At 38.4% G+C, this 24,537-nt stretch carries 22 protein-coding genes; 17 read left to right on the top strand and 5 right to left on the bottom strand.

All coding sequences use genetic code 11. The features are described from left to right. Nucleotides 1-64: 64 nt before the first annotated feature. The 4 genes from CD00_RS0112645 to rpmH are packed head-to-tail and all read right to left on the bottom strand — an operon-like array spanning nucleotide 65 to nucleotide 2,141. Nucleotides 65-1,372 carry a YidC/Oxa1 family membrane protein insertase gene (locus tag CD00_RS0112645; RefSeq protein ID WP_026656301.1) on the bottom strand — a complete coding sequence of 436 codons (1,308 nt, stop codon included), beginning with the start codon at nucleotides 1,370-1,372 and terminating at the stop codon, nucleotides 65-67. Between the two features lie 17 nt (nucleotides 1,373-1,389). Next, a complete protein-coding gene (gene yidD, locus CD00_RS0112640; protein ID WP_026656300.1) occupies nucleotides 1,390-1,599 on the bottom strand; it encodes a membrane protein insertion efficiency factor YidD in 210 nt (69 codons plus the stop codon). Then, on the bottom strand, nucleotides 1,596-1,946 hold the full coding sequence (rnpA, locus tag CD00_RS0112635; RefSeq protein ID WP_026656299.1) for a ribonuclease P protein component: 351 nt from the start codon (nucleotides 1,944-1,946) through the stop codon (nucleotides 1,596-1,598). Before rnpA ends, yidD begins: the two co-directional genes overlap by 4 nt. Nucleotides 1,947-2,006: 60 nt before the next feature. After that, a complete protein-coding gene (gene rpmH, locus CD00_RS0112630) occupies nucleotides 2,007-2,141 on the bottom strand; it encodes a 50S ribosomal protein L34 (RefSeq protein WP_013282343.1) in 135 nt (44 codons plus the stop codon). Nucleotides 2,142-2,669: 528 nt separating this feature from the next. On the opposite strand from rpmH, the gene dnaA reads away from it, so the two are divergent. The 10 genes from dnaA (at nucleotide 2,670) to CD00_RS0112580 (ending at nucleotide 14,580) form a co-directional block, all read left to right on the top strand. Beyond that, the gene (gene dnaA / locus CD00_RS0112625; RefSeq protein WP_026656298.1) at nucleotides 2,670-4,070 is read left to right on the top strand and encodes a chromosomal replication initiator protein DnaA; all 1,401 of its coding nucleotides are present in this window, start codon (nucleotides 2,670-2,672) and stop codon (nucleotides 4,068-4,070) included. Between the two features lie 308 nt (nucleotides 4,071-4,378). Continuing rightward, nucleotides 4,379-5,488, top strand: coding sequence for a DNA polymerase III subunit beta (gene dnaN / locus CD00_RS0112620; RefSeq protein WP_026656296.1), 1,110 nt, complete (start codon nucleotides 4,379-4,381; stop codon nucleotides 5,486-5,488). A gap of 25 nt (nucleotides 5,489-5,513) precedes the next feature. Next, nucleotides 5,514-5,729, top strand: a complete 216-nt coding sequence (locus CD00_RS0112615; RefSeq protein WP_026656295.1) for an RNA-binding S4 domain-containing protein — start codon at nucleotides 5,514-5,516, stop codon at nucleotides 5,727-5,729. Then, nucleotides 5,726-6,829: a DNA replication/repair protein RecF gene (gene recF, locus CD00_RS0112610; RefSeq protein WP_026656294.1), complete on the top strand. Its 1,104-nt coding sequence runs from the start codon at nucleotides 5,726-5,728 to the stop codon at nucleotides 6,827-6,829. Before CD00_RS0112615 ends, recF begins: the two co-directional genes overlap by 4 nt. Nucleotides 6,830-6,844: 15 nt before the next feature. Further along, nucleotides 6,845-8,782, top strand: coding sequence for a DNA topoisomerase (ATP-hydrolyzing) subunit B (gene gyrB / locus CD00_RS0112605; RefSeq protein WP_026656293.1), 1,938 nt, complete (start codon nucleotides 6,845-6,847; stop codon nucleotides 8,780-8,782). A 21-nt stretch (nucleotides 8,783-8,803) separates the two neighbouring features. Beyond that, nucleotides 8,804-11,365, top strand: a complete 2,562-nt coding sequence (gyrA, locus tag CD00_RS18330) for a DNA gyrase subunit A (protein ID WP_026667313.1) — start codon at nucleotides 8,804-8,806, stop codon at nucleotides 11,363-11,365. A gap of 24 nt (nucleotides 11,366-11,389) precedes the next feature. After that, on the top strand, nucleotides 11,390-11,575 hold the full coding sequence (locus CD00_RS0112595) for a hypothetical protein (protein WP_026656292.1): 186 nt from the start codon (nucleotides 11,390-11,392) through the stop codon (nucleotides 11,573-11,575). Next, the gene (locus CD00_RS0112590) at nucleotides 11,532-12,845 is read left to right on the top strand and encodes a GGDEF domain-containing protein (protein WP_026656291.1); all 1,314 of its coding nucleotides are present in this window, start codon (nucleotides 11,532-11,534) and stop codon (nucleotides 12,843-12,845) included. Before CD00_RS0112595 ends, CD00_RS0112590 begins: the two co-directional genes overlap by 44 nt. A 1-nt stretch (nucleotide 12,846) precedes the next feature. Next, nucleotides 12,847-13,608, top strand: coding sequence for an exodeoxyribonuclease III (locus CD00_RS0112585; protein ID WP_034462119.1), 762 nt, complete (start codon nucleotides 12,847-12,849; stop codon nucleotides 13,606-13,608). A gap of 12 nt (nucleotides 13,609-13,620) precedes the next feature. Next, nucleotides 13,621-14,580 (top strand): AEC family transporter, encoded by a 960-nt coding sequence (locus CD00_RS0112580; RefSeq protein ID WP_026656288.1) that lies wholly within the window; start codon nucleotides 13,621-13,623, stop codon nucleotides 14,578-14,580. A gap of 16 nt (nucleotides 14,581-14,596) precedes the next feature. On the opposite strand, the gene CD00_RS18325 is transcribed toward CD00_RS0112580, so the two are convergent. Then, the gene (locus CD00_RS18325; protein WP_051594191.1) at nucleotides 14,597-15,523 is read right to left on the bottom strand and encodes an alpha/beta hydrolase; all 927 of its coding nucleotides are present in this window, start codon (nucleotides 15,521-15,523) and stop codon (nucleotides 14,597-14,599) included. A gap of 164 nt (nucleotides 15,524-15,687) precedes the next feature. On the opposite strand from CD00_RS18325, the gene arfA reads away from it, so the two are divergent. The 7 genes from arfA (at nucleotide 15,688) to CD00_RS0112540 (ending at nucleotide 24,516) form a co-directional block, all read left to right on the top strand. Then, a complete protein-coding gene (arfA, locus tag CD00_RS0112570) occupies nucleotides 15,688-17,196 on the top strand; it encodes an arabinosylfuranosidase ArfA (protein WP_026656287.1) in 1,509 nt (502 codons plus the stop codon). A gap of 69 nt (nucleotides 17,197-17,265) precedes the next feature. Further along, complete coding sequence (locus tag CD00_RS0112565) at nucleotides 17,266-18,789, top strand: MBOAT family O-acyltransferase (protein ID WP_026656286.1); 1,524 nt, start codon at nucleotides 17,266-17,268, stop codon at nucleotides 18,787-18,789. 59 nt (nucleotides 18,790-18,848) lie between these two features. Continuing rightward, complete coding sequence (locus tag CD00_RS0112560) at nucleotides 18,849-19,898, top strand: SGNH/GDSL hydrolase family protein (RefSeq protein WP_242838972.1); 1,050 nt, start codon at nucleotides 18,849-18,851, stop codon at nucleotides 19,896-19,898. A 24-nt stretch (nucleotides 19,899-19,922) separates the two neighbouring features. Next, nucleotides 19,923-21,062 carry an undecaprenyldiphospho-muramoylpentapeptide beta-N-acetylglucosaminyltransferase gene (locus CD00_RS0112555; RefSeq protein WP_081670648.1) on the top strand — a complete coding sequence of 380 codons (1,140 nt, stop codon included), beginning with the start codon at nucleotides 19,923-19,925 and terminating at the stop codon, nucleotides 21,060-21,062. A gap of 99 nt (nucleotides 21,063-21,161) precedes the next feature. Further along, nucleotides 21,162-23,081, top strand: coding sequence for an EAL domain-containing protein (locus CD00_RS0112550; protein ID WP_026656283.1), 1,920 nt, complete (start codon nucleotides 21,162-21,164; stop codon nucleotides 23,079-23,081). A gap of 77 nt (nucleotides 23,082-23,158) precedes the next feature. Further along, nucleotides 23,159-24,025: a MurR/RpiR family transcriptional regulator gene (locus CD00_RS0112545; protein WP_026656282.1), complete on the top strand. Its 867-nt coding sequence runs from the start codon at nucleotides 23,159-23,161 to the stop codon at nucleotides 24,023-24,025. Between the two features lie 11 nt (nucleotides 24,026-24,036). Next, entirely contained in the window at nucleotides 24,037-24,516 is a 480-nt protein-coding gene (locus CD00_RS0112540; protein ID WP_026656280.1) for an S-ribosylhomocysteine lyase, read from the top strand. The last annotated feature ends 21 nt before the right edge of the window (nucleotides 24,517-24,537 follow it).

Here is a 24,537-nt window from a genome sequence, read left to right as displayed (position 1 = left end):
TTTGCTGTAAACTCTCTATACTCCATTTTTCCCTCCCAAATAGACAGTAACCATAAATCTTCTCTTATTTATTATTCTTTTCGTTGAAATCTTTTACCATATTTGCTTTTGCAAGAAGAGAATCCTTTTTAATCTCTTTTCCGGAGAAACTATCTCTTACCTTCTTAAGCTGATTTTCTCTCTCTTCCATAGAAACAGAATTTGAACTGCTGTTCATGATGTTTCTTGTAGACATGTTTGCATATCTGTTCATCTGAGGAGTAGTTCTCATCTTCTCCTGCTTCTGTTTATACTTTTCAATGTTCTTCTCAATCTGAGCATCGATATCAGTTCTGTCAATGTGCTTATTAATAAGAACTTGCTGTACAGATCTTATAACTGCACCGATAATCCAATAAATACCCATGCCGGCATTAAAGTTAAAGCAAAAGATTGCAGACATCATAGGCATCATAATGTTCATGGTCTTCATTGACTGCTGCATCTGTGCTGCCGGATCATCGGGATCAATCTTACCGTCTGCAGGAACCTGCTGAGGCATAAGCTTTGTGCTTACCCACTGAGTAAAGAATGCAAGGAAAGGAATAAGAATAGCTCCGATAAGTAAAACGAAGTTCTTATCCACAAATGCACTCTTTATCATGTACATAGGTGTATCAGCAATATTCATTCCAAGGAAATTGTTATATCTGTTTAAAAGATTATGTGTATCTAAAACAGAACCACTGATATCCTTAAAGTTATTTGTTATCAAATCCCAGTCAGAAGATGATGCTCTGTTCAAAACATCAATAAGTGTGTTTTCCACATAAGTTGTATCACCTGATGTAAAAAGCTGGTTATTAAACTGGCTGGCAAACATCTTCGCACTTGAAACGTTGTTTCTGATGAAATCAACACCACCATTTGTACTTCTGATCTGCTCAACAAGAGGATAAAACGCTTCTTTAACAGTTCCTACATATGCGGGAATTGAATAGATAACACGATAAAGTGCAAATAAGATAGGCATCTGTACAATAAGCGGTAAGCAGCTACCTGTCTGTGAAACACCGTATTTAGCGTAAACTTCCTTAGTCTCCTGCTGCATTGCAAGCATAGAGTCGTTATCTTTTTTACCCTTATACTTCTGCTGAATAGCCTTAAGTTCAGGACTCATCTTTGACTGAAGTTTAGAAAACTTCTGCTGTTTGTAAGTAAAAGGAAGAAGAGCAAGATTGATAACTATAGTGAATAATATGATTGAAAGACCAAAATTAGGAATACCAATTTTATTAAGTATATTGAATATGGCTGTCATTACATATCCAAGTAACTTAGCAATAGGTCCTACAATACGTCCCTGATAAGGGGTTAAAAGAACTGGTGTCAAAATAAACCTCCTGTACATTACGGAACGGGATCATATCCGCCACTGGAAAAAGGATTACACCTAAGTATTCTCCAGATTGCGAGCAGACTTCCCTTCAATGCCCCATGTTTTTCTATAGCTTCGAGCCCGTACTCCGAACATGTCGGAATATACGGACATTTTGTTCTCTTTAAAGGAGAAATGTACTTTCTGTAAAACTTAATTAAAAAGATAAGTATCTTTTTCATTTTTCACCGCCATTTTTCTTTATGCGGGCCTTCCCTGCCAAGCTTAAAAGAGAATCTTCTATATTATGATAGCTCGCATCTCTTGCACAGGCTCTGGCAACGACTACTATATCCAAACCACTATTGAATACATCTTCGTGTAGCCGGTAAACTTCTCGAACAAGTCTTGCAAATCTGTGCCTTACAACACTGTTCCCAATTTTTTTACTACATGAAATCCCAAGTTTATTAGTTGAACCGTTATTTTTCCACACATAAACAACCAGGTACTTATCGGCATAACTTTTGCCGTTCTTATAAACATTGCGGAAATCATTTGTCTTTTTCATTGAATCTGAAAAAAGCATGTCATTGTCCTTTTTAATTCAGAAAGATGAAAAAAGGTCACAACGTTGTGACCTTTACTATCAAGCAGATAATCTCTTTCTTCCCTTTGCTCTTCTGGCTGCAAGTACTTTTCTGCCGCCCTTAGTAGCCATTCTTGCTCTGAAGCCGTGAACTCTGGCTCTCTGGAGCTTATGAGGCTGGAATGTCATCTTCATATCGTAAACACCTCCTTCTTTACTAATTATACAACGCAATTACATTAAATAATTACGGATTATATCAGTGTGGAAAAAATCTTTATAATTATAATAAATAAAATCAAGGCAGTCAAGCCATAAAAACGCAGAAAAATAGGGCAAATCTTTGAAAAAAATATCAAAAAAATAATTTGCCTATATATTGTGTTGACAAAACTTATCCACAGCAAAATGTTGATTTTGTGGATAACATGTTGATTAATATATACCACGTTATTTTATCCACATATTTCTTAAATTTTGTGGATAAACCGGAGCATAATTTTGTGGTTATTAATCGGAAATCCAGTAACCACGCCATTTATAACGGTAGATAGCTTAAAGTGGAAAAACGACCATTTATCCACAGTGTAAAAATATAATTATGTTTGAAAATTTTTTTCCGGTAGTTATCCACATAATACCCTTGTTTGATATTTAAAGTTTTTTAAGATAAAATAGTAAAAGTCTACAAGTCTATAAATTGCGTAATTGGGGAGTTTTTTCATGTATTCAACAAAAGAAATCACAGATAAATTAAAAAACAATTGGGAAGAAATCAAACGCACTATAAAAAATGAGTTTGGGATTACAGAAATATCCTATAAAACATGGATTGATCCTTTAAGTGTTTACAGTGTTTCGGATAATACTGTAACTATTTTGATTCCTTCCGACAATTCAATGGCTCTTCAGTACATAATCAACCATTACATGGACTTTATTAAAGTTACCATTTCGGAGTTTCTGGAGATTATGGTAGACGTTTCATTCATTTTAAAGAAAGACACTATTAATAATGAAGAAACACATGAAAATAATTCAGAAGATGCTTCTGAAAACAGCTATATATCTAACAATAACTACGAACAATCAAATCTCAATCCAAAATACAGATTTGATACATTCGTCGTAGGTAGTAACAACAAGTTTGCGCACTCCGCATCACTTGCTGTTGCAGAATCTCCGGGAATATCTTACAACCCTCTCTTCCTCTACGGTGGACCGGGACTTGGTAAGACTCACCTTATGCACTCCATTGGTCACTTTGTTATGGAACATAATCGCAAAGCGAAGGTTCTTTATGTAACATCAGAGCAGTTCACAAACGAAGTTATCGAATCTATCCGAAGCGGTAAGACAGAAAGCATGTCAAAACTTCGTGATAAGTATAGAACAGTCGATGTTCTCATGGTCGATGACGTACAGTTTATTATAGGAAAGGAATCAACTCAGGAAGAGTTTTTCCACACATTCAACGAGCTTCATCAGGCCGGAAAACAGATTATTCTTTCATCCGATAAGCCTCCTAAGGAAATGGAAACTCTTGAAGAGAGATTCAGATCCCGTTTCGAAATGGGACTTATCGCCGATATCCAGTCTCCTGACTACGAGACAAGAATGGCTATCCTGCGTAAGAACTCTGAGAACTACGGCAAGAACATTGATGATGAGGTAATCAACTACATTGCTACCAACATCAAGTCAAACATCAGAGAACTTGAAGGTGCATACAACAAGATCATTGCTTATTCAAGACTTAATAATGTAGATGTAACTCTTGAAAATGCCATGGAAGCTCTTAAAGATATCATCTATCCCGATAAGTCAAAGGTCATCACACCTCAGCTTATCATTGATACCGTCTGCGAACAGTACGGCGTAAAGAAAGATGACATACTCTCTAAGAAGAGACAGGCAGAAATTGTTCTTCCACGCCAGATAATAATGTATCTTTGCAGAGAAAACACCGAAGCTTCTCTTGAAGAAATAGGAAAACTTCTCGGAAAGAAAGATCACACAACTGTTATAAGCGGAATCAACAAGATTAAAAAGCTTACCGCAGTTGATGATGATCTCAACAAAAACATGGATATAATAATGAAGAAACTAAATCCTACATTATAAATTGTGGATAACTTTCTGTGGATATCTATGTAGAAAACCTGTTATTAGGATGTTATTTATATGTTATTTGATGTTGATTGAGGGTGGATAATTTTTTTCACCCTCATTTGTCAAAATTAGGCCTGTTTATAACTTTTATCTTTTCAACACCTAATTTTTTGTTTTCAACACCTAAAAATTTGTAAAAAAGCCGCATAGATAGTATAATGGAATAGGTTTTACACTTTTCAACAGCTATTATTAATTCTTTTACTATATTTTTATATATATTTTATACTTTTTAAGTTCTGAAGGGAGTATGTGGTTAAATGAAAGTCGTTTGCTCAAAGTCGAATCTTATTAGTGGATTGCAGATTGTATCGAAAGCAGTTCCTTCTAAGACAACAATGTCTATTCTTGAATGTATATTGGTAGATGCAACAGAAGGAGTTATTAAATTCATCGCCAATGATATGGAGCTTGGTATTCAAACAATAGTTGAAGGTAACATTGAAGAAAGAGGATACATAGCAATTGATGCAAAGATCTTCGTAGATATTGTAAGAAAGCTCCCTGATAATGCAGTAACTATTGAATCAGACAGCTCAAACAAAGTAGTAATCAGTTGTGAAAAGGCAAAGTTCAACCTTATTGGAAGAAAAGGTGATGATTTCACATATCTTCCTTCAATTGAGAAAGTAGACGGAGTATCGGTTTCTCAGTTTACTCTTAGAAATGTAATTCAACAGACAATCTTTTCCATTTCTGAAAATGATGCAAATAAAATGATGGCAGGAGAACTCTTTGAAGTTGACAGAGATACTTTGAAGCTCGTTTCTCTTGACGGTCACAGAATTTCTATCAGAAAAGTAAAGCTTTCTGAAGAGTATTCATACAAGAAAGTTATTGTTCCCGGTAAAGCACTCGGTGAGATCAGTAAGATTCTCGGTGACAGCACTGAGAAGATGGTAAATATCTATTTTACTGACAAACATGTTCTCTTTGAGTTTGATAATACAGTTGTTGTTTCAAGACTTATTGAAGGCGAGTACTTCAGTATTGATCAGATGCTTTCAAGTGACTATGAAACAAAGATGAGCATTAATAGAAAAGAGCTGCTTGATTGTATAGACAGAGCTACGCTTCTTGTAAAAGAGGGCGATAAGAAGCCTGTAATCATATCTATTACCGATACAAACATGGAGTTAAAGATTAAGTCAACCATAGGAAGTATGGATGAAGTGATCGATATTGATAAGCAGGGAAAAGATCTTATGATTGGATTTAATCCCAAGTTCCTTATCGATGCACTTCGCGCAATTGAGGATGAAGTAGTTGATATTTATCTTGTTAATCCTAAAGCACCTTGCTTTATTAGGGATAAGGATTCAACTTACACATATCTGGTATTACCTGTTAACTTCACAACAGTTGATTAATACTTACCAAAGGACCTGATTTAAGATGGAAATAGTAAAATTAAGAGAACAAGATGAATTCATAAAACTCGGACAGGCTTTGAAAAAAGCCGGTCTCGAGGGCTCAGGTGTTGATGCCAAAATGGATATACAAGCCGGTCTTGTAAAAGTAAACGGCGAAGTTGAGGTAAGACGCGGTCGTAAGCTATATGACGGAGACAGTTTTGAATATGACGGCGTACAGGTAAAAATAGAAAAATGATAATAAAATCATTGGAATTAGCTGACTTCAGAAATTATGAGAATATAAAGATAAACTTCAGCAGAGGAACTAACATACTGTACGGTGATAATGCGCAGGGCAAGACCAATATTTTGGAGGCAATCTTTGTTTCTGCAACAACAAAGTCACACAAAGGCAGTAAGGACAAGGAAATAATCAGATTCGGTAAAGAAGAAGCACATATCAGAACTATCTTGGAAAAAGATAATGCTGAATACCGCGTTGATATGCATCTTAGGAAGAATAAGTCCAAAGGAATCGCTATTGACGGGCAGAAGATAAAGAGGGCATCTGATCTGATAGGTCGGTTGAATGTTGTTTTTTTCTCACCGGAAGATCTGAGTATAATTAAAAATGGTCCTTCGGAAAGGCGCAGATTCATGGATATGGAGCTGTGTCAGTTGGATCAGATATATCTTAACAGTCTTTCCAAGTACAACAAACTGGTAGTCGAAAGAAATAAGATTCTAAAGGATCTTTTTGAACATCCTGAAAATAGCGTATTACTGGATGTTCAGGATAAGCAATTATTCGAATACGGATCCGTCATAATAAAGACAAGAGAAAAATTCATCAAAGATCTTAATGAAATAATAAGACCTATCCACGAGAAACTAACGGGAGAAAAAGAGACACTGTCTGTTTTTTATGAACCGAATGTAAAACTTGAGGAATTTGAAAGTAAGTTGAAGCAGGCAAGGAAAAAAGATACCTATGCAAAGCAGACAACAGTAGGACCTCATAAAGATGATTTTTCTTTTATGATTAAAAAAATGAATGCGGATGATGCGATAGATATCAGGAAATTCGGCTCACAAGGCCAGCAAAGAACCGCATCCTTATCACTTAAACTGTCAGAAATAGAGATAGTTAAGAGAGCAAAAAAAGAAAACCCGGTACTGCTTCTTGATGATGTTTTGTCAGAACTTGACAGCAACAGACAAAATTACCTTTTGAACACCATAGGAGATATACAGACAATAATAACCTGTACCGGTCTTGATGAGTTTGTTAATAACAGATTTGAAATAGATAAGCTGTTCAAAGTAACCGAAGGAACAGTAAGTAGTGAAAACTAAGGAACGGAGTAGAGCATGAGTAACGAAGAAGTACAGTATGGCGCTGACCAAATTCAGATTTTGGAAGGACTTGAAGCGGTCAGAAAAAGGCCCGGTATGTATATCGGAACTACAGCAAGCAGAGGATTGCACCACCTTGTATACGAGATTGTGGACAATTCTGTAGATGAAGCACTTGCTGGATTTTGTGATCATATCGAAGTAACAATTAACGAAGACAATACTATTATTGTAAAAGATAATGGTAGAGGAATCCCTGTTGATGTAAACCACAAGTCAGGTCTTACCGGCGTTGAGGTTGTATTTACAATACTTCACGCAGGCGGAAAGTTCGGCGGTGGAGGATATAAGGTATCAGGAGGACTTCACGGAGTTGGTGCTTCTGTCGTTAATGCGCTTTCTGAATGGCTTGAAGTTCAGGTTACAAGAGACGGAAAAGTATATGAGCAGAGATACGAAAGAGGAAAAGTTTGTTATCCTCTTAAGGTTGTTGGCGATGCTCCCGAAGGCGTTTCCGGAACAAGAGTATACTTTAAGCCCGACGCTCTTATTTTCAAAGAGACAACAATATATGATTACAACGTTTTGAAGCAGAGACTCAGAGAAATGGCATTCCTTACAAAGGGACTAAAAATTTCTCTTACAGATCTTAGAACTGAAGAAGGCGAAGAGCCTGTAGTTCAGACATTCCACTATGAGGGTGGTATCAAAGAATTTGTTGAATATCTCAATAAGAGTAAGACAGCTCTTTATGAAGACATTATGTACTTTGAGGGAAATAAGAACAACGTACAGGTTGAAGTTTCTCTTCAGCATAACGATTCATACACAGAGAGTATTTACACATTCGTAAATAATATCAATACTCCTGAAGGTGGTACACATCTCGAAGGATTTAAGGCAGCACTTACAAAGACCTTTAATGACTATGCAAGGTCAAATAAGATGCTTAAGGACAACGATGATAATCTTACAGGTGAAGATATCAGAGAAGGTCTTACAGCTATCATAAGTGTTAAAATTGAAGATCCTCAGTTTGAGGGACAGACAAAGCAGAAACTTGGTAACTCGGAAGCAAGAGGAGCTGTTGCCGGAATCGTAGGAGAGCAACTTACATACTTCCTTGAGCAGAATCCAAGTGTTGCAAAGCAGATTCTTGAAAAGGCAATCCTTGCACAGAGAGCAAGAGATGCAGCAAGAAAAGCAAGAGATCTTACAAGACGTAAATCTCCTATTGACGGATTGGGACTTCCCGGAAAGCTTGCCGATTGTTCAGACAAAGATCCAAAGAACTGTGAGATATTCATAGTTGAGGGAGATTCCGCCGGCGGATCTGCTAAGACTGCACGAAGCAGAGCAACACAGGCTATCCTTCCTCTCAGAGGAAAGATTCTCAACGTAGAAAAAGCAAGAGTTGACAGAATATACGGAAATGCAGAGATCAAGTCGATGATCACAGCATTCGGAACAGGTATACATGATGATTTCGACATCAGCAAACTCCGTTATGACAAGATCATTATTATGACCGATGCCGATGTAGACGGTGCGCATATCGCAACACTTATGCTCACATTCCTTTACAGATTTATGCCCGAACTTATCAAAGAAGGACATGTATATCTTGCACAGCCGCCTCTTTATAAGCTTGAGAAGAACAAAAAAGTCTGGTATGCATACAGTGATGAAGAATTGAACAAAATCTTGGCTGATGTCGGAAGAGACCAGAACAACAAGATTCAGCGTTACAAGGGTCTTGGAGAGATGGATCCAGAGCAGCTTTGGGAGACAACAATGGATCCTGAGAGAAGAGTTCTTCTTAGAGTAAATATGGATGAGGAATCCGAATCTGATATAGACGTTACTTTCACAACACTTATGGGTGATAAAGTTGAACCCAGAAGAGAATTTATTGAAAAGAACGCGAAGTTTGTAAAGAACCTGGATATTTAAAGAACGTAAAAAGGAAAAGAAATGGCTGATAATAATAACAATAACAACAACGAACTGTCAGATGACGTTTTTGATAAAGTCACTACTGACAGAATAAAGGAAGTAGATCTTCAGAAGACAATGGAAGCAGACTACATCGATTATGCCATGAGCGTAATCGCATCACGTGCGCTTCCTGACGTAAGAGATGGTCTTAAGCCTGTACAGAGAAGAATTCTGTACTCTATGATCGAACTTAACAACGGTCCCGACAAGCCGCACCGTAAATGTGCGCGTATCGTCGGTGATACAATGGGTAAATACCATCCTCACGGTGACAGCTCTATTTATGGAGCCCTCGTAAATATGGCACAGCCCTGGTCAATGAGATGTTGTCTTGTCGACGGTCACGGAAACTTTGGATCTGTCGACGGTGACGGCGCTGCTGCTATGCGATACACAGAGGCACGTCTTACAAAGATCGCAATGGAGATGACTGCGGATATCGGAAAAGATACCGTAGACTTTACTCCGAACTTCGATGATACAGAAAAAGAACCTGCAGTTCTCCCCAGTAGATATCCTAACCTTCTGGTAAACGGAACAACAGGTATCGCGGTAGGAATGGCAACAAACATTCCTCCTCACAACTTAAGAGAGATAATCGCTGCGGTTGTTAAGATGATCGATAACCGCGTGCTTGAAGACAGAGAAACAGATATCGAGGAAATTCTTTCGATAGTAAAAGCTCCCGACTTCCCTACAGGTGGAATAATCCTTGGAACAAGAGGAGCGGAAGAAGCTTACAGAACAGGTAGAGGAAAAGTAATAGTAAGAGCTGTAACAGATATCGAGCCTATGCAGAACGGCAAGAACAGAATTGTTGTTACAGAGCTTCCTTACCTCGTAAATAAAGCAAACATGATCTCAAAGATCGCTGAGCTTGTTAAGCTTAAAAAGCTCGACGGAATAACAGCACTTCGAGATGAATCTGACAGAGAAGGTATGCGTGTTGTAATTGAGCTTAGAAACGATGTTAACCCTAACATCATGCTCAATAAGCTTTATAAGCATACACAGATGCAGGATTCATTCGGAATCATCATGCTTGCGCTCGTAAATAACCAGCCTAAGGTTATGAGCATCACAGAGATGCTTAAGCACTACATCGCTCATCAGGAAGATGTAGTAACAAGAAGAACAAAGTATGATCTTAACAAAGCTGAAGAGCGAGATCATATCTTACAGGGATTGCTTATTGCCCTTGATAATATAGATGAAGTAATCAAGATCATAAGAGGCAGCGAGACAGTTGCTCTTGCTAAGGAACAACTCATGGCCCGCTTTGGTCTTACAGATGTTCAGGCTCAGGCAATTGTTGATATGAGACTTCGTACTCTCACAGGTTTGGAGAGAGACAAGCTTGAACAGGAACACGCTGAACTCCTTAAGAAAATCGAGGAATTAAAAGCTATTCTTGCAGACAGAAAGATACTTCTCGGAGTTATCAAGAAAGAGATAACAGAGATTTCTGATAAATACGGTGATGAAAGAAGATCACAGATCGGACATGACGATTCAGATATAGACATGGAAGATCTGATCCCTAATGTAAATACAGTAATTGCAATGACAAATCTCGGATATATAAAGAGAATGTCAATTGATAACTTTAAGGCTCAGAACCGTGGAGGAAAGGGAATCAAGGGAATTACCACAATCGATAATGACTTTGTGGAAGATATCCTTATGACGACCACCCACAATTATGTAATGTTCTTTACCAACACAGGTAGAGTTTACAGACTTAAGGTTTATCAGATTCCTGAGGCATCAAGAACTTCAAGGGGTATGGCAATCGTCAACCTCCTTCAGCTTGCTCCGGGAGAAAAGATTACAGCTATGATTCCTGTTAAGGGCTTTGAAGATGAGGATAAGAGCCTCTTTATGGTAACTAAGAAAGGTACTGTAAAGAAAACTCCTATCACTGACTTCATAAATGTCAGAAAGACAGGACTTGCAGCTATCAATCTTAGAGATGATGATGAACTTATTGAAGTTAAGAGTGTTCAGAAGGGTGCTGAAGTATTCCTTGTAACTAAGAACGGAATGTGTATCCACTTTGATGAGGAAGACGTAAGAGCAACCGGAAGATCATCAATGGGTGTAAGAGGTATGACACTCGACGATACAGATGAGATTGTCGGAATGCAGCTTAATACTCAAGGTGATTCACTTCTCATAGTTTCTGAAAAAGGATATGGAAAGAGAACAGTTCTCAGTGAGTTCAATAACCAGTTCAGAGGCGGAAAAGGTGTAAAGTGCTACAAGATAACCGAGAAGACAGGAGCTGTTATTGGTGTTAAGGCAGTAAATGAAGACAATGAGATCATGATGATCACAAATGCTGGAATCATTATTCAGCTTCGTATGGATGAGATAACTGTCCACGGAAGAGTAACATCCGGAGTTAAGATGATCAATCTTGACAAGGGAGTTACTGTAGCAAAAATTGCCAAAGTTAGAGAAAAAATCTCTGACGGAGATAAAGAACTCGATAATATCGATGAAGTAAACGACGGCGAGATAGACGAAAAGGCTTAATGTATTTCGAGTGATGGGGGAAGTATGAAAATCGGACTTGTAATCTCTGAACTAGAGGACAATGAAGTCAAGAAAATCTGTATAGGTGCTAATAAAGCGGCAGTTGACAAGGGGATAACCCTTGTCATCATGCCGGGTAAATACCTTGTAAATAATGACGATGTTGATGAAAAACATCCTTACAGATTTCAGAACACAGCTCTTTTTTAAATATGCAACAAAGCTTGGATTTGACGCGGTAGTAATTGATATTGAGCGAATCGGCAAGAATGTTGCCATCTTAAAGAAAGAGGCTCTTTTAAAGACCTTTTTTGAAATTCCTTTTCTGACTCTTACCGAGCAGGAAGGATATGTTGCTTCTAAAAAAATAATGTCCGATCACGGATATCTTGAACAGCAGGGATATCAGGCCATTTGTGATGCAGTGTCATATGCAGAGACAGGAAAGCTTTCAAATGAAGAGCCTTCCTGTGTTTTCTCATTCATAGAAGAGTCAGAAGCAGAGGCTCTTTCTGTAATTTCAGAAATAGGAACAAGACTTTTTAACCGAAAATTCGAGGTAGAAGGTCTTTATAAATCAATGGGACAGATAAATGCAGAGCATGGTGTGAAAAACTGCGGCCTGTTCCTGTATGACAAAAAGATAAGAAATACTTTCAAACATCCGTGGGAATTCCCCGAAAAAATTAGAATGAAGAGTGCGATTGTAGACGGAACCGAAATAGTAACCGGTAACAGCACTGAAATAGATACAGATAAGATATTAGAGGTCTTTGATAACGGTACGCCCAAAGTTCTTGTTGCCGGAAATATCTTTGTCGGCCAGTATCAGCTTGGACTTATGGTAACAGAGTTTAATCCAAGGATACTTATAAATAATTATTTTGACAGCCTTGTTGGAATAGTTACGGTAAGTTCCAGAGTTTCATACCTGGAGACAGAGATTGATAAGACACAAAAAGAACTTCTGGAAGTTCAGGAAGAACTTGCAAGGGACGACTCTGTTCTCGATCATATCGGAGGACAGGATTATCTGACGGGCGGACTTAACAGAAGAGGATTTTTTGCGAAAGCTTACGATTATCTCAAAGAGAATTTTGAAGCAGGAAAATATGCGGTTGTTGCGTATATAAGAATGGATTCTCTTAAGAAAATAAATGATGTATACGGACACAACGAAGGTGATCAGGCAGTAAGAGAAGTTGCAGAGATACTGGATATTGTGTTTAAAGATTGCATACACGGAAGAATTCGTGGTGATGAATTTGCAGCTATTTCGGTATCTTCAGAAGAAGGAATGGCGGAGAATTTCCGCGAGGAAATGTCATCTCAAAACGCAGCGCTTCTTGAAAGATCGAAGAGATATATCAATTACCTTCAGTATTCGGTCTGCGAATTCAGTTATGAAGACAATCTTTCTCTTAGAGAGATGTTAAAAGAAACAGACGAAAGTCTGCAGAGAGTAAAAGGAAATTTCTAACATGGGATTAAAGCTTGTATCATGGAATGTCAACGGACTGAGAGCATGTGTTTCAAAAGGCTGCTTTCAGGAATTTATGGATAACGAAAAACCTGATGTAATCTGCCTTCAGGAGACCAAACTTCAGGAAGGACAGATCAAAATGGATCTTCCCGGATATGAAGAATACTGGAACTATGCGGAGAAAAAGGGTTATTCGGGAACAGCTATTTTTACAAAAGAAAAGCCGATTTCTGTAACTTACGGACTTGGAATTGAAGAGCATGACCACGAAGGAAGAGTCATTACAGCTGAGTATAACGACTACTACCTAGTAACTGTCTATGTTCCTAATGCGAAAGAGGATCTTTCAAGGCTAGAATACAGACAGGTTTGGGAAGACGATTTTCTTAAGTATATTAAAAAGCTTGAAGAGACAAAGCCTGTAATTTATTGCGGCGACTTAAACGTAGCTCACAAGGAAATCGACCTTAAGAATCCTAAGACAAACAGAGGACATGCGGGCTTTACGGATGAAGAAAGAGCAAAGTTCGATAACGTTCTTGCAGCAGATCTTGTGGATACTTTCAGATATTTTTATCCCGACCTTGAGGGAGCATATTCATGGTGGTCATACAGATTCCATGCAAGAGAGAAGAATGCAGGGTGGCGTATTGACTACTTCGTTGTATCAAAGTCGCTCATGCCTTCCATAGAGGATGCCAAGATTTACAGTAACGCTCTTGGATCGGATCATTGTCCCGTCGGACTTATACTAAAATAAGAGTAATGAATCATGAATAATTTGATCTTTAGTTTAAATGCAACGCTTCCTGTTTTTCTTTTAATGATCTTTGGTTATCTGATGAATAGAATAGGGTTTATAGACGATAAAGCAGCTTCGTGGATGAACAAATTTGTTTTTAAGATTTCACTTCCCATGCTGCTTTTTGTTGACCTTGCAGATCAGGATTTTAAGGGAACATGGAACGGAAAGTTTGTGCTTTTCTGTTTTATGGCAACAATAATAAGCATCGTAGTAATATTCGGTTTTTCTTTTCTTTGTGTAAAAGAGAAGGGAAAAAGAGGAGAGTTTATCCAGGGAGCGTACAGAAGCAGTGCTGCTCTACTCGGTCTTGCTTTTATTCACAATATCTATGGCGATGCAAGTACAGGAATGGGACCGCTTATGATACTCGGAAGTGTCCCACTTTACAACATCTGCGCAGTTATAATTCTGATGTTCACTGCAGAAAATGAAGGCGAAAGTGACAACAAGAATGAAATGATAAAAAAGACTGCGATCGGAATAGCCAAGAATCCGATCATCATTGGAATAATAATAGGTCTTTTGTGGTCGTTGTTCAGAATACCAAAGCCTGCAATACTTTCGACATTTACAGAAAATATCGCACGACTTGCAACTCCGCTGGGACTTATGTCGATGGGAGCTTCTTTTGAAATAAAAAAAGCGCTTAAGGAAATCAAACCTGCGCTTATTGCTACGTTTATAAAACTATTTGTTCTTGTCGGAATCTTTTTACCGATAGCGGTAAGTATGGGATTTATAGGCGAACAGATTGTTGCGATACTCATAATGCTTGGATCTGCAACAACAGTAAGTTGCTATATCATGGCCAAAAGCATGGGACATGAGGGAGTTTTGAGCAGCAGCATAATCATGATGACTACTTTAGGATGCTCTTTTTCCCTCACATTCTGGCTTTTTGTACTTCGTTCTATAGGAATAATCTGAGCTTGTCAGTATTTCTTTAGAAGTCTGTCTTTGACAGGAAAGATCTTATCTTACCCCAATAATTTGTGGGATCTGTAACTACTCCCTGAATGTGCCCCGATCCAAGAATTATGCAATACATCTTGTCACATTTTGCAGCTTCGTAAAGACGAGAGCACATCTGGGGATCTATCACCGCATCTTCATCACCATGTATGAAAAGTGTGGGAGTCTTTGATTTAGAAACCGCATCAATCGGTCTTACATCGTTAATATCAAATCCCGAGCGAAGATATATTATAAATCTTGCTAGTGCGACTATGATAGGAGCCGGAATGAAGGAGACTTTCATAGTCTTATATGTTTTTGCAAACTGCTTTCTTAAATTTGAATAAGAACTGTCTGAGATAGCGGCTTTTACATTTTCCGGAAGGTGTTCACCTGTTGTCATAAGGACCGTTGCCGCACCCATAGACATTCCATGAAGAAGAATCGATGCCTGTGGATCTCTTTTTATAATCCAATAAATCCATTCCATTATATCAAGCCTGTCATCAAGGCCATATCCGACATACTTTCCTTCACTCTTTCCAAATCCGCGAAGGTCGGGAAGAAGACAATTTACATCAAGTGAAAGATAGTACTGCGCGTAGATTCCGTTATACTCATGGTTGTCCTTGATTCCGTGAACAAGAATAACATATCTGTGCGAGTTACTGCTTGCAGGAATGTAGGTAGCGTGGAGCTTAAGACGGTCGATACTGTCTATGTACATATCCTGTTTATCTTTATGATTTCTTACGAACATTCTTCCGGCTGTAACAGCTTTATCATAATCGGGACTTTCGTCGGTATGCTGAACAGGTACGGATGTAAGCTTATAGATATAATTGGTGAGAGCATAAGCACCACCAAGAAATGCAGAGAAAATGCCGAATTTAAGAACTGAATTTTTTTTGTTCATTTAAAGAATACCTCGTGTGTAAAGTTTTAAGGGCATCATCATTTAAGCCTCTCCAATATATATTATCATTTTTTTTACAGATAGAAGCATTTTTTTGGTTTTCTTTTTGCAAAGAATGGAATATTATATTTATATAAATATAAACTATTTTAGGAGAATGTAAAATGAAAAAAGAAAACAAAGTAACATTGTGCATAGATAAAAGTTTTACCGTAGGAAAGGTGGACAAAAGAATCTACGGCTCTTTTATCGAGCATCTCGGAAGAGCGGTCTATGAAGGAATCTATCAGCCGGACAGCCAATTTGCTGATGAGAACGGATTTAGAAAAGACGTTATTGAGCTGGTAAAAGAAATCGATGTACCTGTAGTAAGATATCCCGGGGGAAATTTTGTCTCTGCGTTTAGATGGGAAGACAGCGTAGGACCTGTAGATGAGAGACCTGCGAGACTTGAGCCTGCATGGGGAGTAATCGAGAGCAACAGATTCGGACTTGATGAGTTCATGAACTGGTGTAAAAAAGTGGGTTCAGAGCCCATGTATGCGATAAACCTCGGAACAAGAGGAATCGAAGATGCCAAGAATGTTGTTGAATACTGCAACATTGAGAAAGGCACATATTACAGTGACCTCAGAATCAAGCACGGAGTTAAGGATCCATACAAGATAAAGCTCTGGTGCCTTGGAAATGAGATGGATGGACCTTGGCAGATTGGACATATGACACCTGAAGAGTACGGACTTAAGGCAGGACGTGCGGGACATCTTATGAAGATGATCGATCCTGAGATTGAGTGCGTAGTATGCGGATCTTCAGGAATCGGAATGCCTAAATTCGGTGAGTGGGAGAGAGTCGTTCTTGAAAACAGTTATGACAATGTAGATTACATCTCACTTCACACATATTATGACAATGAAGAGGACAATACTCCCAACTTCCTTGCAAGCAGCGTATCTATGGATAAGTTCATTGAGAGCGTTGTCAGCATCTGTGACTGCGTAAAGGCTACAAAGAGATCCGATAAGACAATAAATCTTTCATTTGATGAATGGAACGTATGGTATCACTCAAAGAAAAAAGATGCAGAGCTTGAGAAGTGGACTGAGCATCCACATCAGCTTGAAGAAGATTACAACCTTGAAGATGCTCTTCTTGTAGGTTCAATGATGATCACATTGTTAAGACACGCAGACAGAGTAAAGATTGCTTGTCTTGCACAGCTTGTAAACGTTCTCAGCCCTATAACAACAACCGATAACGGCGTGTTTAAGCACACAATCTTCTATCCATTCATGCAGGCAAGCAGATACGGAAGAGGCGAGGTTCTTAATACAATTGTTAAGGTGCCTGCTTATGAGTCAAAGCACGGAGATGCTCCCTATGTTGATTCTGTAGTAGTAAGTGATGAGGAAAACGGCGCACTTACTATATTTGCCGTAAACAAGGACCTTGAGGATGACTTTGACCTTACCTGCGATTTAAGACAGTTTGCGGACTACAAAGTTGTTGAACACAGCGTACTTACTCACAAAGATGTTAAGGCAGGAAATACAGAAAACAATCCTGATGAAGTAAAGCCTTCAGATAACACAAATGCAGCAACAAACGAGAATGGAGTGCTTAAGACAACACTTCCCGCAAGAAGCTGGAACGTTATAAGACTTAAAGTTTGATCAGAAATTATAAAAATTTCTTTCACAATATGGTATACTCTCTATGATGTAAGAAAACGGAGAGTATTAATGGGTTTTAATTCATTTACGTTTATATTGGTATTTCTTCCGATACTGATGATCGGTTGGCATACACTTAATAAATTACAGAAATATACGGTGGCAGACGTATTACTTATCATCATGTCATTGTATTTTTACTACACTTTCGGTGTGGATTTCCTGATCATTCTTTTTGTAAGTATTGGCGTTAACTATGCACTAAGTGCGCTTGTAAGCAAGATAGATTCAAGAAATACCGGAAATATATTTTTTTACAAAAAGCTCATAAAGGTAATAGGAGTGCTATTTAATTTAGGACTCCTATTCTACTTTAAATATCTTGGCTTTTTCGCCGACAATCTCAACGCAGTTTTAAAAACGGGACTGACAGTTGATAAGATAATCATGCCCATAGGAATCAGCTTTTTTACCTTTGGGCAGATTTCTTATATTGTTGACAGGGCAAACGGTGAAGCACCACACTACAATTTCATCGAATATGCGCTTTACACTGTCTATTTCCCGAAGCTTATACAGGGACCTATCGCATTCCATAAGGAGATGATTGACCAGTTCAGGGATAATTCACTTAGGACCTACGATTCCGTGAAATTCGCAGGTGGACTTATGTCTTTTGTAATAGGTCTTTCAAAGAAAGTAATTCTGGCGGATGTTCTCTCAAGAGTAGTAAACTACGGCTTTGAGCAGACATATTATCTTGATACTCTGACTGTTACGGCAGTTATGCTTGCCTATACTTTCCAGATCTACTTCGACTTTTCCGGATATTGCGACATGGCAAACGGCATCAGTCTGATGCTTGGATACAGGCTTCCTACAAACTTCAATTCACCTTATAAGGCAGCGTCCGCAAAAGAGCTGTGGCAGAGATGGCATATGACTTTGTCGCGCTTTTTTATCAAATATGTCTACATACCTCTTGGTGGTAGCAGAAAAGGAAGATACCGCACGATAGTAAATGTCCTCATAGTCTTTATTTTGAGCGGACTCTGGCACGGAGCAGGCTGGACATACGTTTGCTGGGGACTTATGCAGGGACTTTTGGTAGTATGGGATGATCTTGGAATAGTAAGTACCGAGAAAGAAGGAAAATTCCTTTTTAGAAAAGAACCGTTACTTGTAATTCCCAAGGCACTTGGAAGAGCAATGACATTTATAGCTTTTGTGGCTTCACTTATATTCTTCAGATCGGAATCTGTGGAAAAAGCACTGGCAATGTTTAAAAGACTGTTCTTCTTTACTTATCCGGGATTCCTTACAAGAACCGCCGCAAACCTTGATATCGCGGAAAACTACGTTTTCAGACAGTTCCTGTCTCAACTTGGCGGAATAGATGAAAATGTAATTTATATGATCACTATGTTGGTATATCTTGCGGTAAGCGGATTTATCATCACGAGAAAGAACACGGAAGAAATAATAGAAACAACAACATTTGATAAAAAGACGCTTATTGGAATCACAGTTCTTTTCCTGTGGTCGTTCGTATCATTGTCGGCAGTAAGTACGTTTATTTATTTTCAGTTTTGATTTTTTTAGAGAATATGGAAAAAGAAAACAGTTCAAAAAAGTTTATAAAAAGATTTCTTGTGGCAGTACTTGCAGTGGCCGTGCTTATCGCGGGTGTTGTTGTATTTTTTGACCCGTTCTATCATTATCACAAGCCGTGGTGCGGACTTAAGGCAGTGCTAAATGATAAGGAATATCAGTGTGTCGGAACACTCAGAAACTTCGATTACAACGCGCTTTTGGTGGGATCTTCCGTAATGGAAAACAACAACAATGGCTGGTATGATGATGCCTACGGTGTTAAGTCGATAAAGGCAATAAGGTCATACGGCGCAACGGCAGATCTTTGTTATTTATTGGATATTGCATATGAGAATCATGACCTTGACTATGTCTTTTATAACATAGATCCGTCGTCGCTTGTTGCAGATGCAGAGACAACATTTGAAGCAGCGGGATGTCCGATGTATCTCTATGACAAGAACCCTATAAATGACGTGAATTATCTGTTTAATAAGGACGTGTTGTTCGAAAAGATACCGTATCAGGTCGCAAACTCATTTATGGGAGACTACGACGAGGGACTTTCCTATAACTGGGCGAAGTGGAAAACTTTTGGAGCCGATCAGACTCTTTCGATCTACTTCCGGCAAAAGAATGTAGTTCCAATGCTTGATAAAGATGTGCATAAAGATAAAGTGTTGAAAAATATTGAACTACTTACAAAGCAAGTAAGAGAGCACCCTGATACAAAGTTCGTTTTCTTCTATCCAGCATATTCAATGCTTTGGTGGGACGGAGCCGTTAGGACAGGCGAAAGAGACGCATTTATCCAAAGCGAGAAGATGATGACAGAGGAACTTTTAAAATATGACAATGCGAAAGTTTTCTGTTTCCAGGGCGAAGAAGAAATAGTGACAAACCTTGATAACTACATGGATTCGATACATTTTTCTCCTGACATAAATAAGTTCATGCTCGATAAGATCATTGATGGGCAGAACGAGCTTACTGAGAGCAATTACAAGGAAAAACTTGATGAAGTAAAGGCATTATCTGAAAAGATAGTTAAAAAAATAATGCCGGAATATGAAGCAGAAGACCGTTTTGTATATGATATGACAGAATAATATATAGTTTATTTGCAAAAAAAAATGGTATACTATCTGCACAGTGTTAAGAATTTTTTTACGGAAGAAGGAATAATCGTGAGTGATTCTGTTACAAAAAAAATCGTACTTACAGGAGGCGGAAGCGCAGGACATGTTACACCTAACATCGCGCTGATCCCCGCATTAAGAAAAGCCGGATATGATATCTATTACATTGGTTCATATAGCGGAATAGAAAAGAAACTGATAGAGGACTACAACGTACCGTATTTCGGAATAGCAACAGGAAAGCTCAGACGATATTTCGATCCGAAGAACTTTACGGATCCCTTCAGAGTATTAAAGGGATTTGCAGAAGCAAAGAAAATATTAAAAAAGATACAGCCTGACATAGTTTTTTCTAAGGGAGGCTTTGTAAGTGTGCCGGTAGTAAGAGCTGCAGGCGCGCTTAAGATACCATATATCGTGCATGAATCCGATATGACACCCGGACTTGCCAACAAACTCAGCATTGCAGGTGCCAACAAGATTTGCTGTAACTTCCCTGAGACAATGAGGCTTCTCCCCGCGGAGAAGGCAGTGCTCACAGGAACGCCCATAAGAGACGAGCTTGGAATGGGTGATGCCGCTGAAGGTAAGAAATTATGCGGCTTTGAAGATGATAAGCCGGTACTTATGGTAATCGGCGGAAGTTTGGGGGCACAATCCGTAAACGAAACAGTCAGATATGCTCTTCCAAGATTATTACCGAACTTCAATATTGTTCATATCTGCGGAAAAGAGAAGATGGATAATCTAAAGCTCACTCTTCCCGGATACAAGCAGTTTGAATACGTAAAAAATGAGCTTAAAGATATTTTTGCAATGGCGGATATTGTTGTATCAAGAGCAGGTGCAAACTCAATCTGCGAGCTTCTTGCGCTCAAAAAGCCAAATATACTGATACCTCTTTCAACCAAATCAAGCAGAGGTGACCAGATGCTAAACGCAAGGTCATTTGAACAGCAGGGATTCTCAATTGTTATTGACAATGACGACCTCGATGAAGATATACTTGTTGAATCAATAGAAGATCTTTACGAGAACCGTGAGAAATATATAGAAAACATGAGGAACAGTAATCTTCACAGTGCGACTGACACTATAGTCGGTCTTATAGACAATGAATTAAAAATTCAATAGCTGAAATTTTTTATCAAATCTTAATAGGGACTTTATTTGTATTTACATCATAAGGGTTATCATTATATGGTAGAGTATTTTCGAGTTTGAGGTGCGAATATGATAGATATCACATCTTATGTTAATGGATACAGTCCGGTAGGCGATATTATTGTCATGGCGGTAATCATCGTTATGGCAATTCTTATTCGTGTTACTTATATCAGGCAGAGTTCTGAATTTAAGATGTTTAAGGTGATATTGCTGTGTACGCTCATTGCGGCAATTTCAAATCTTGTATTTCGCCAGAATATGGGTAAACTTGGAGATTATCCTGTATTTTTACTCTACATTGAAAAATACATTACTCATTTTTCTGTTCTTTTAGCGCTTGCACTTTATCTTATATATATAAAGAATCAAATGAAACTCCCTGAATCAACGGGGCGGATGATTGACTTTATTTCAATCGCGGTTTTTACTGTCTTTGCATCTGTAGATCTGCTTGGAATGATGTTTGGGTTTGGATTTAGTATCATCGATTATGAGAATATTCAGCCTGGACAATATATCCCGGCATGCGGTTATCTTCTTTTCGCATTTCTTATACTTTGCATATTGATACGTTTTGGTAAGCATATGTATAGGCCTGTAGTAATAGCCCTATATGCTTCTATCTTCATGTCTTTTGTGATCACTTGCATTCAGCAGAAACACGATCAAAAATCATTTACTATATCAACACTGATTTTCCCTGCAATAGCAATAATGTATCTTATGCATTCCAACCCGTACAATCTTGAGACGGGCTCGCTTCATGCAGATTCACTTATTGAAAACATTGAGAATGCATTAAAGAAAAAGGATGATCTTCTTATTATTTTCCTCCATATTACTGAAGGCGACCGTAAGGGATATAAGTTTCCTAAAGAAATGAGAGATACGATCAGAGAAGTAAGCACATATATGTTTAAAGGAGCCAAACTATTTCAGGTTGCAGAAGGAAAAATAGCGCTCTCTGTTCGGCTTGCCATAAACTCGGATTATTCTAAGGGAATAGACAATATCATCAGCACATTTAATGAACAATACGCAATCTATAAGAAGGATTACAAGATGGTGATCATTCGTACCATGGATGAGCTTGATAAGGCTGATGACTACATACAGATGATAGATTATGTAGAAAACAGGATGCTTCAAAATGAAATTCATTATGTCAATGATGAGGATGTTGAAAGATATAAGAGCCACAAATACATAGTTGAACAGCTTGCTGATATCAACAGTAGAAAAGATTTAAGAGATCCTCGCGTACTTGTGTATTGCCAGCCTGTATATAACATAGAAACAGGAAAGTTTGATACCGCAGAAGCTCTTATGAGACTGAGGCTTGAGAAAATTGGAATGGTATTTCCGGACAGATTCATTCCCATTGCAGAGAAACACCATTATATCCATATTCTCAGTCTTATCATCTTTTCAAAGACCTGTAACGAGATAAGAAGACAGCTTGATGATGGATATTTCATCAAGAGAATATCAGTCAATTTCTCTATACTTGATTTTAAGGAAAAAGATTTTTGTGAGAACATAACCAAGATAGTACGTGACGCGGGAATCCCGTTTGATAAGGTGGCAATTGAGATTACAGAGAGTCAGAATGAAAAAGACTTCATGGCTCTAAAAGAAAAACTCTTTGAACTTAGGGATAGCGGAATAACCTTCTATCTTGATGATTTTGGAACCGGCTACTCCAATATGGAAAGAATCATGGAGCTTCCTTTTGACATAATCAAATTCGACCGTTCGCTTGTAATTGCAAGCGGATCCGATAATAAGTCAAAGACCATGGTAACACACATGGCGCACATGTTTAATGACATGAAATATGATGTTCTCTACGAAGGTGTAGAGGATGATAATGACCAGAACAGATGTAAAGAGATGTATGCAAGATACCTTCAGGGTTATAAGTACTCCAAACCCATTCCTATAGAGCAACTTTCCGAGTTTTTGGAGAGAGAAAATTTTGAATGAGTTTGTGAAAATTTATTTCAATATATCCTTAATTACGTTATACTTAAAAGGTGCAATTATTAATGGAGGCATTCTGTATGAATATTGTCAGCGAGAGAATAAAGAGTTGTTATAACGCACTTCCTTCATCGGAGAAGAAAGTTGCGGATTATATTCTCGAGAGGAAGGATGATCTTTTTCAATATCCTATAAAAGATCTTGCACGTTTGTCCGGAACTACGCAGGCGGCATGGACGCGCTTTGCACAGGCTATTGGTTATGACGGTCTTAAAGACCTTAAGAATGCTTACTATACGGAAGCAAATTCTTCTCTTACAGTAGCTGATAAAGGACCGAAGATTTCATTTAAGGATGTCAATGAGTATACATCGCTTCAATCGATTGCAGATAACATCTGCGCTACAAGCGTTCAGGCAGTACAGACTACGTACAGGCTTTTTGACGCAGGAACATTTAATGATGCAGTAGATAAGATAATAAATGCCAAGCAGATACAGATATTTGGCGTAGGTACGGCAGGACTTGCCGCATACGATCTTTATTGCAAATTACTCAGAATTCATTATAATGTTGTATTTAATCAGGATCAGCATCTTAGCCTGATGACCGTTTCGCAGATAGGACCTGCGGACGTTGCTATATTTTTTAGCGATAATGCCAGAAACAAGCAGATCATGCAGCTTTTCACAGCCGCAAAGGATGCGGGAGCAACGACCATTGCCATAACAAAGCTTGGCAATAACGCGCTTACGACCAGATGTGACTATGTTCTTTTTGCGACCTCACCTGAGATTGATAAAAAGAGCGGAATAACAAGCTCAAGATTTGCACAGCTTTTCCTGGTAGATACGTTGTACACCGCGATAGCAAATCGCGACTATGATAAAATAGAGAAGTATCTCGCATTGTCATACGAGATATTTTCAGAACCACAGTGGGAGTGAGGAGAACAGTAATGGAAAAAATAGCTAGTTTTACAGTCAACCACCTTGATCTTGAACCGGGAATCTATGTTTCGAGAAAAGATAAAGTTGGACAGGAGACAATAACAACATTCGATCTTAGAATGACAGCACCCAATAAAGAGCCTGTTATGAACACAGCGGAAGTTCATACAATGGAGCATCTTGGAGCAACATTTTTAAGAAACGACGAAGAGTACAAGGACAGAACAATTTACTTTGGACCTATGGGTTGCAGAACAGGTTTTTACGTAGTTCTTGCAGGAGACCTTGATTCAAAAGATATCGTTCCTCTTGTCACAAGAATGTTCGAGTTTATGCGCGATTTCAAGGGAGAAGTTCCCGGAGCAAGCGCAAGAGATTGCGGAAATTATCTTGATATGAACCTTGGAATGGCAAACTTCCTTGCAAAGAGATATCTTGATAACACACTTTATAACATCACGGATAAGCACCTTGTTTATCCCGAATAATTAAGACAGAAAGAGAAAAAA

The sequence above is a fragment of the Butyrivibrio sp. AE3003 genome, assembly GCF_000686065.1.
GTDB classification, from domain to species: domain Bacteria; phylum Bacillota; class Clostridia; order Lachnospirales; family Lachnospiraceae; genus Butyrivibrio; species Butyrivibrio hungatei_A.
Note: the sequence above shows the minus strand (reverse complement) of the source record. Positions and strands in the feature narration are given on the sequence as shown.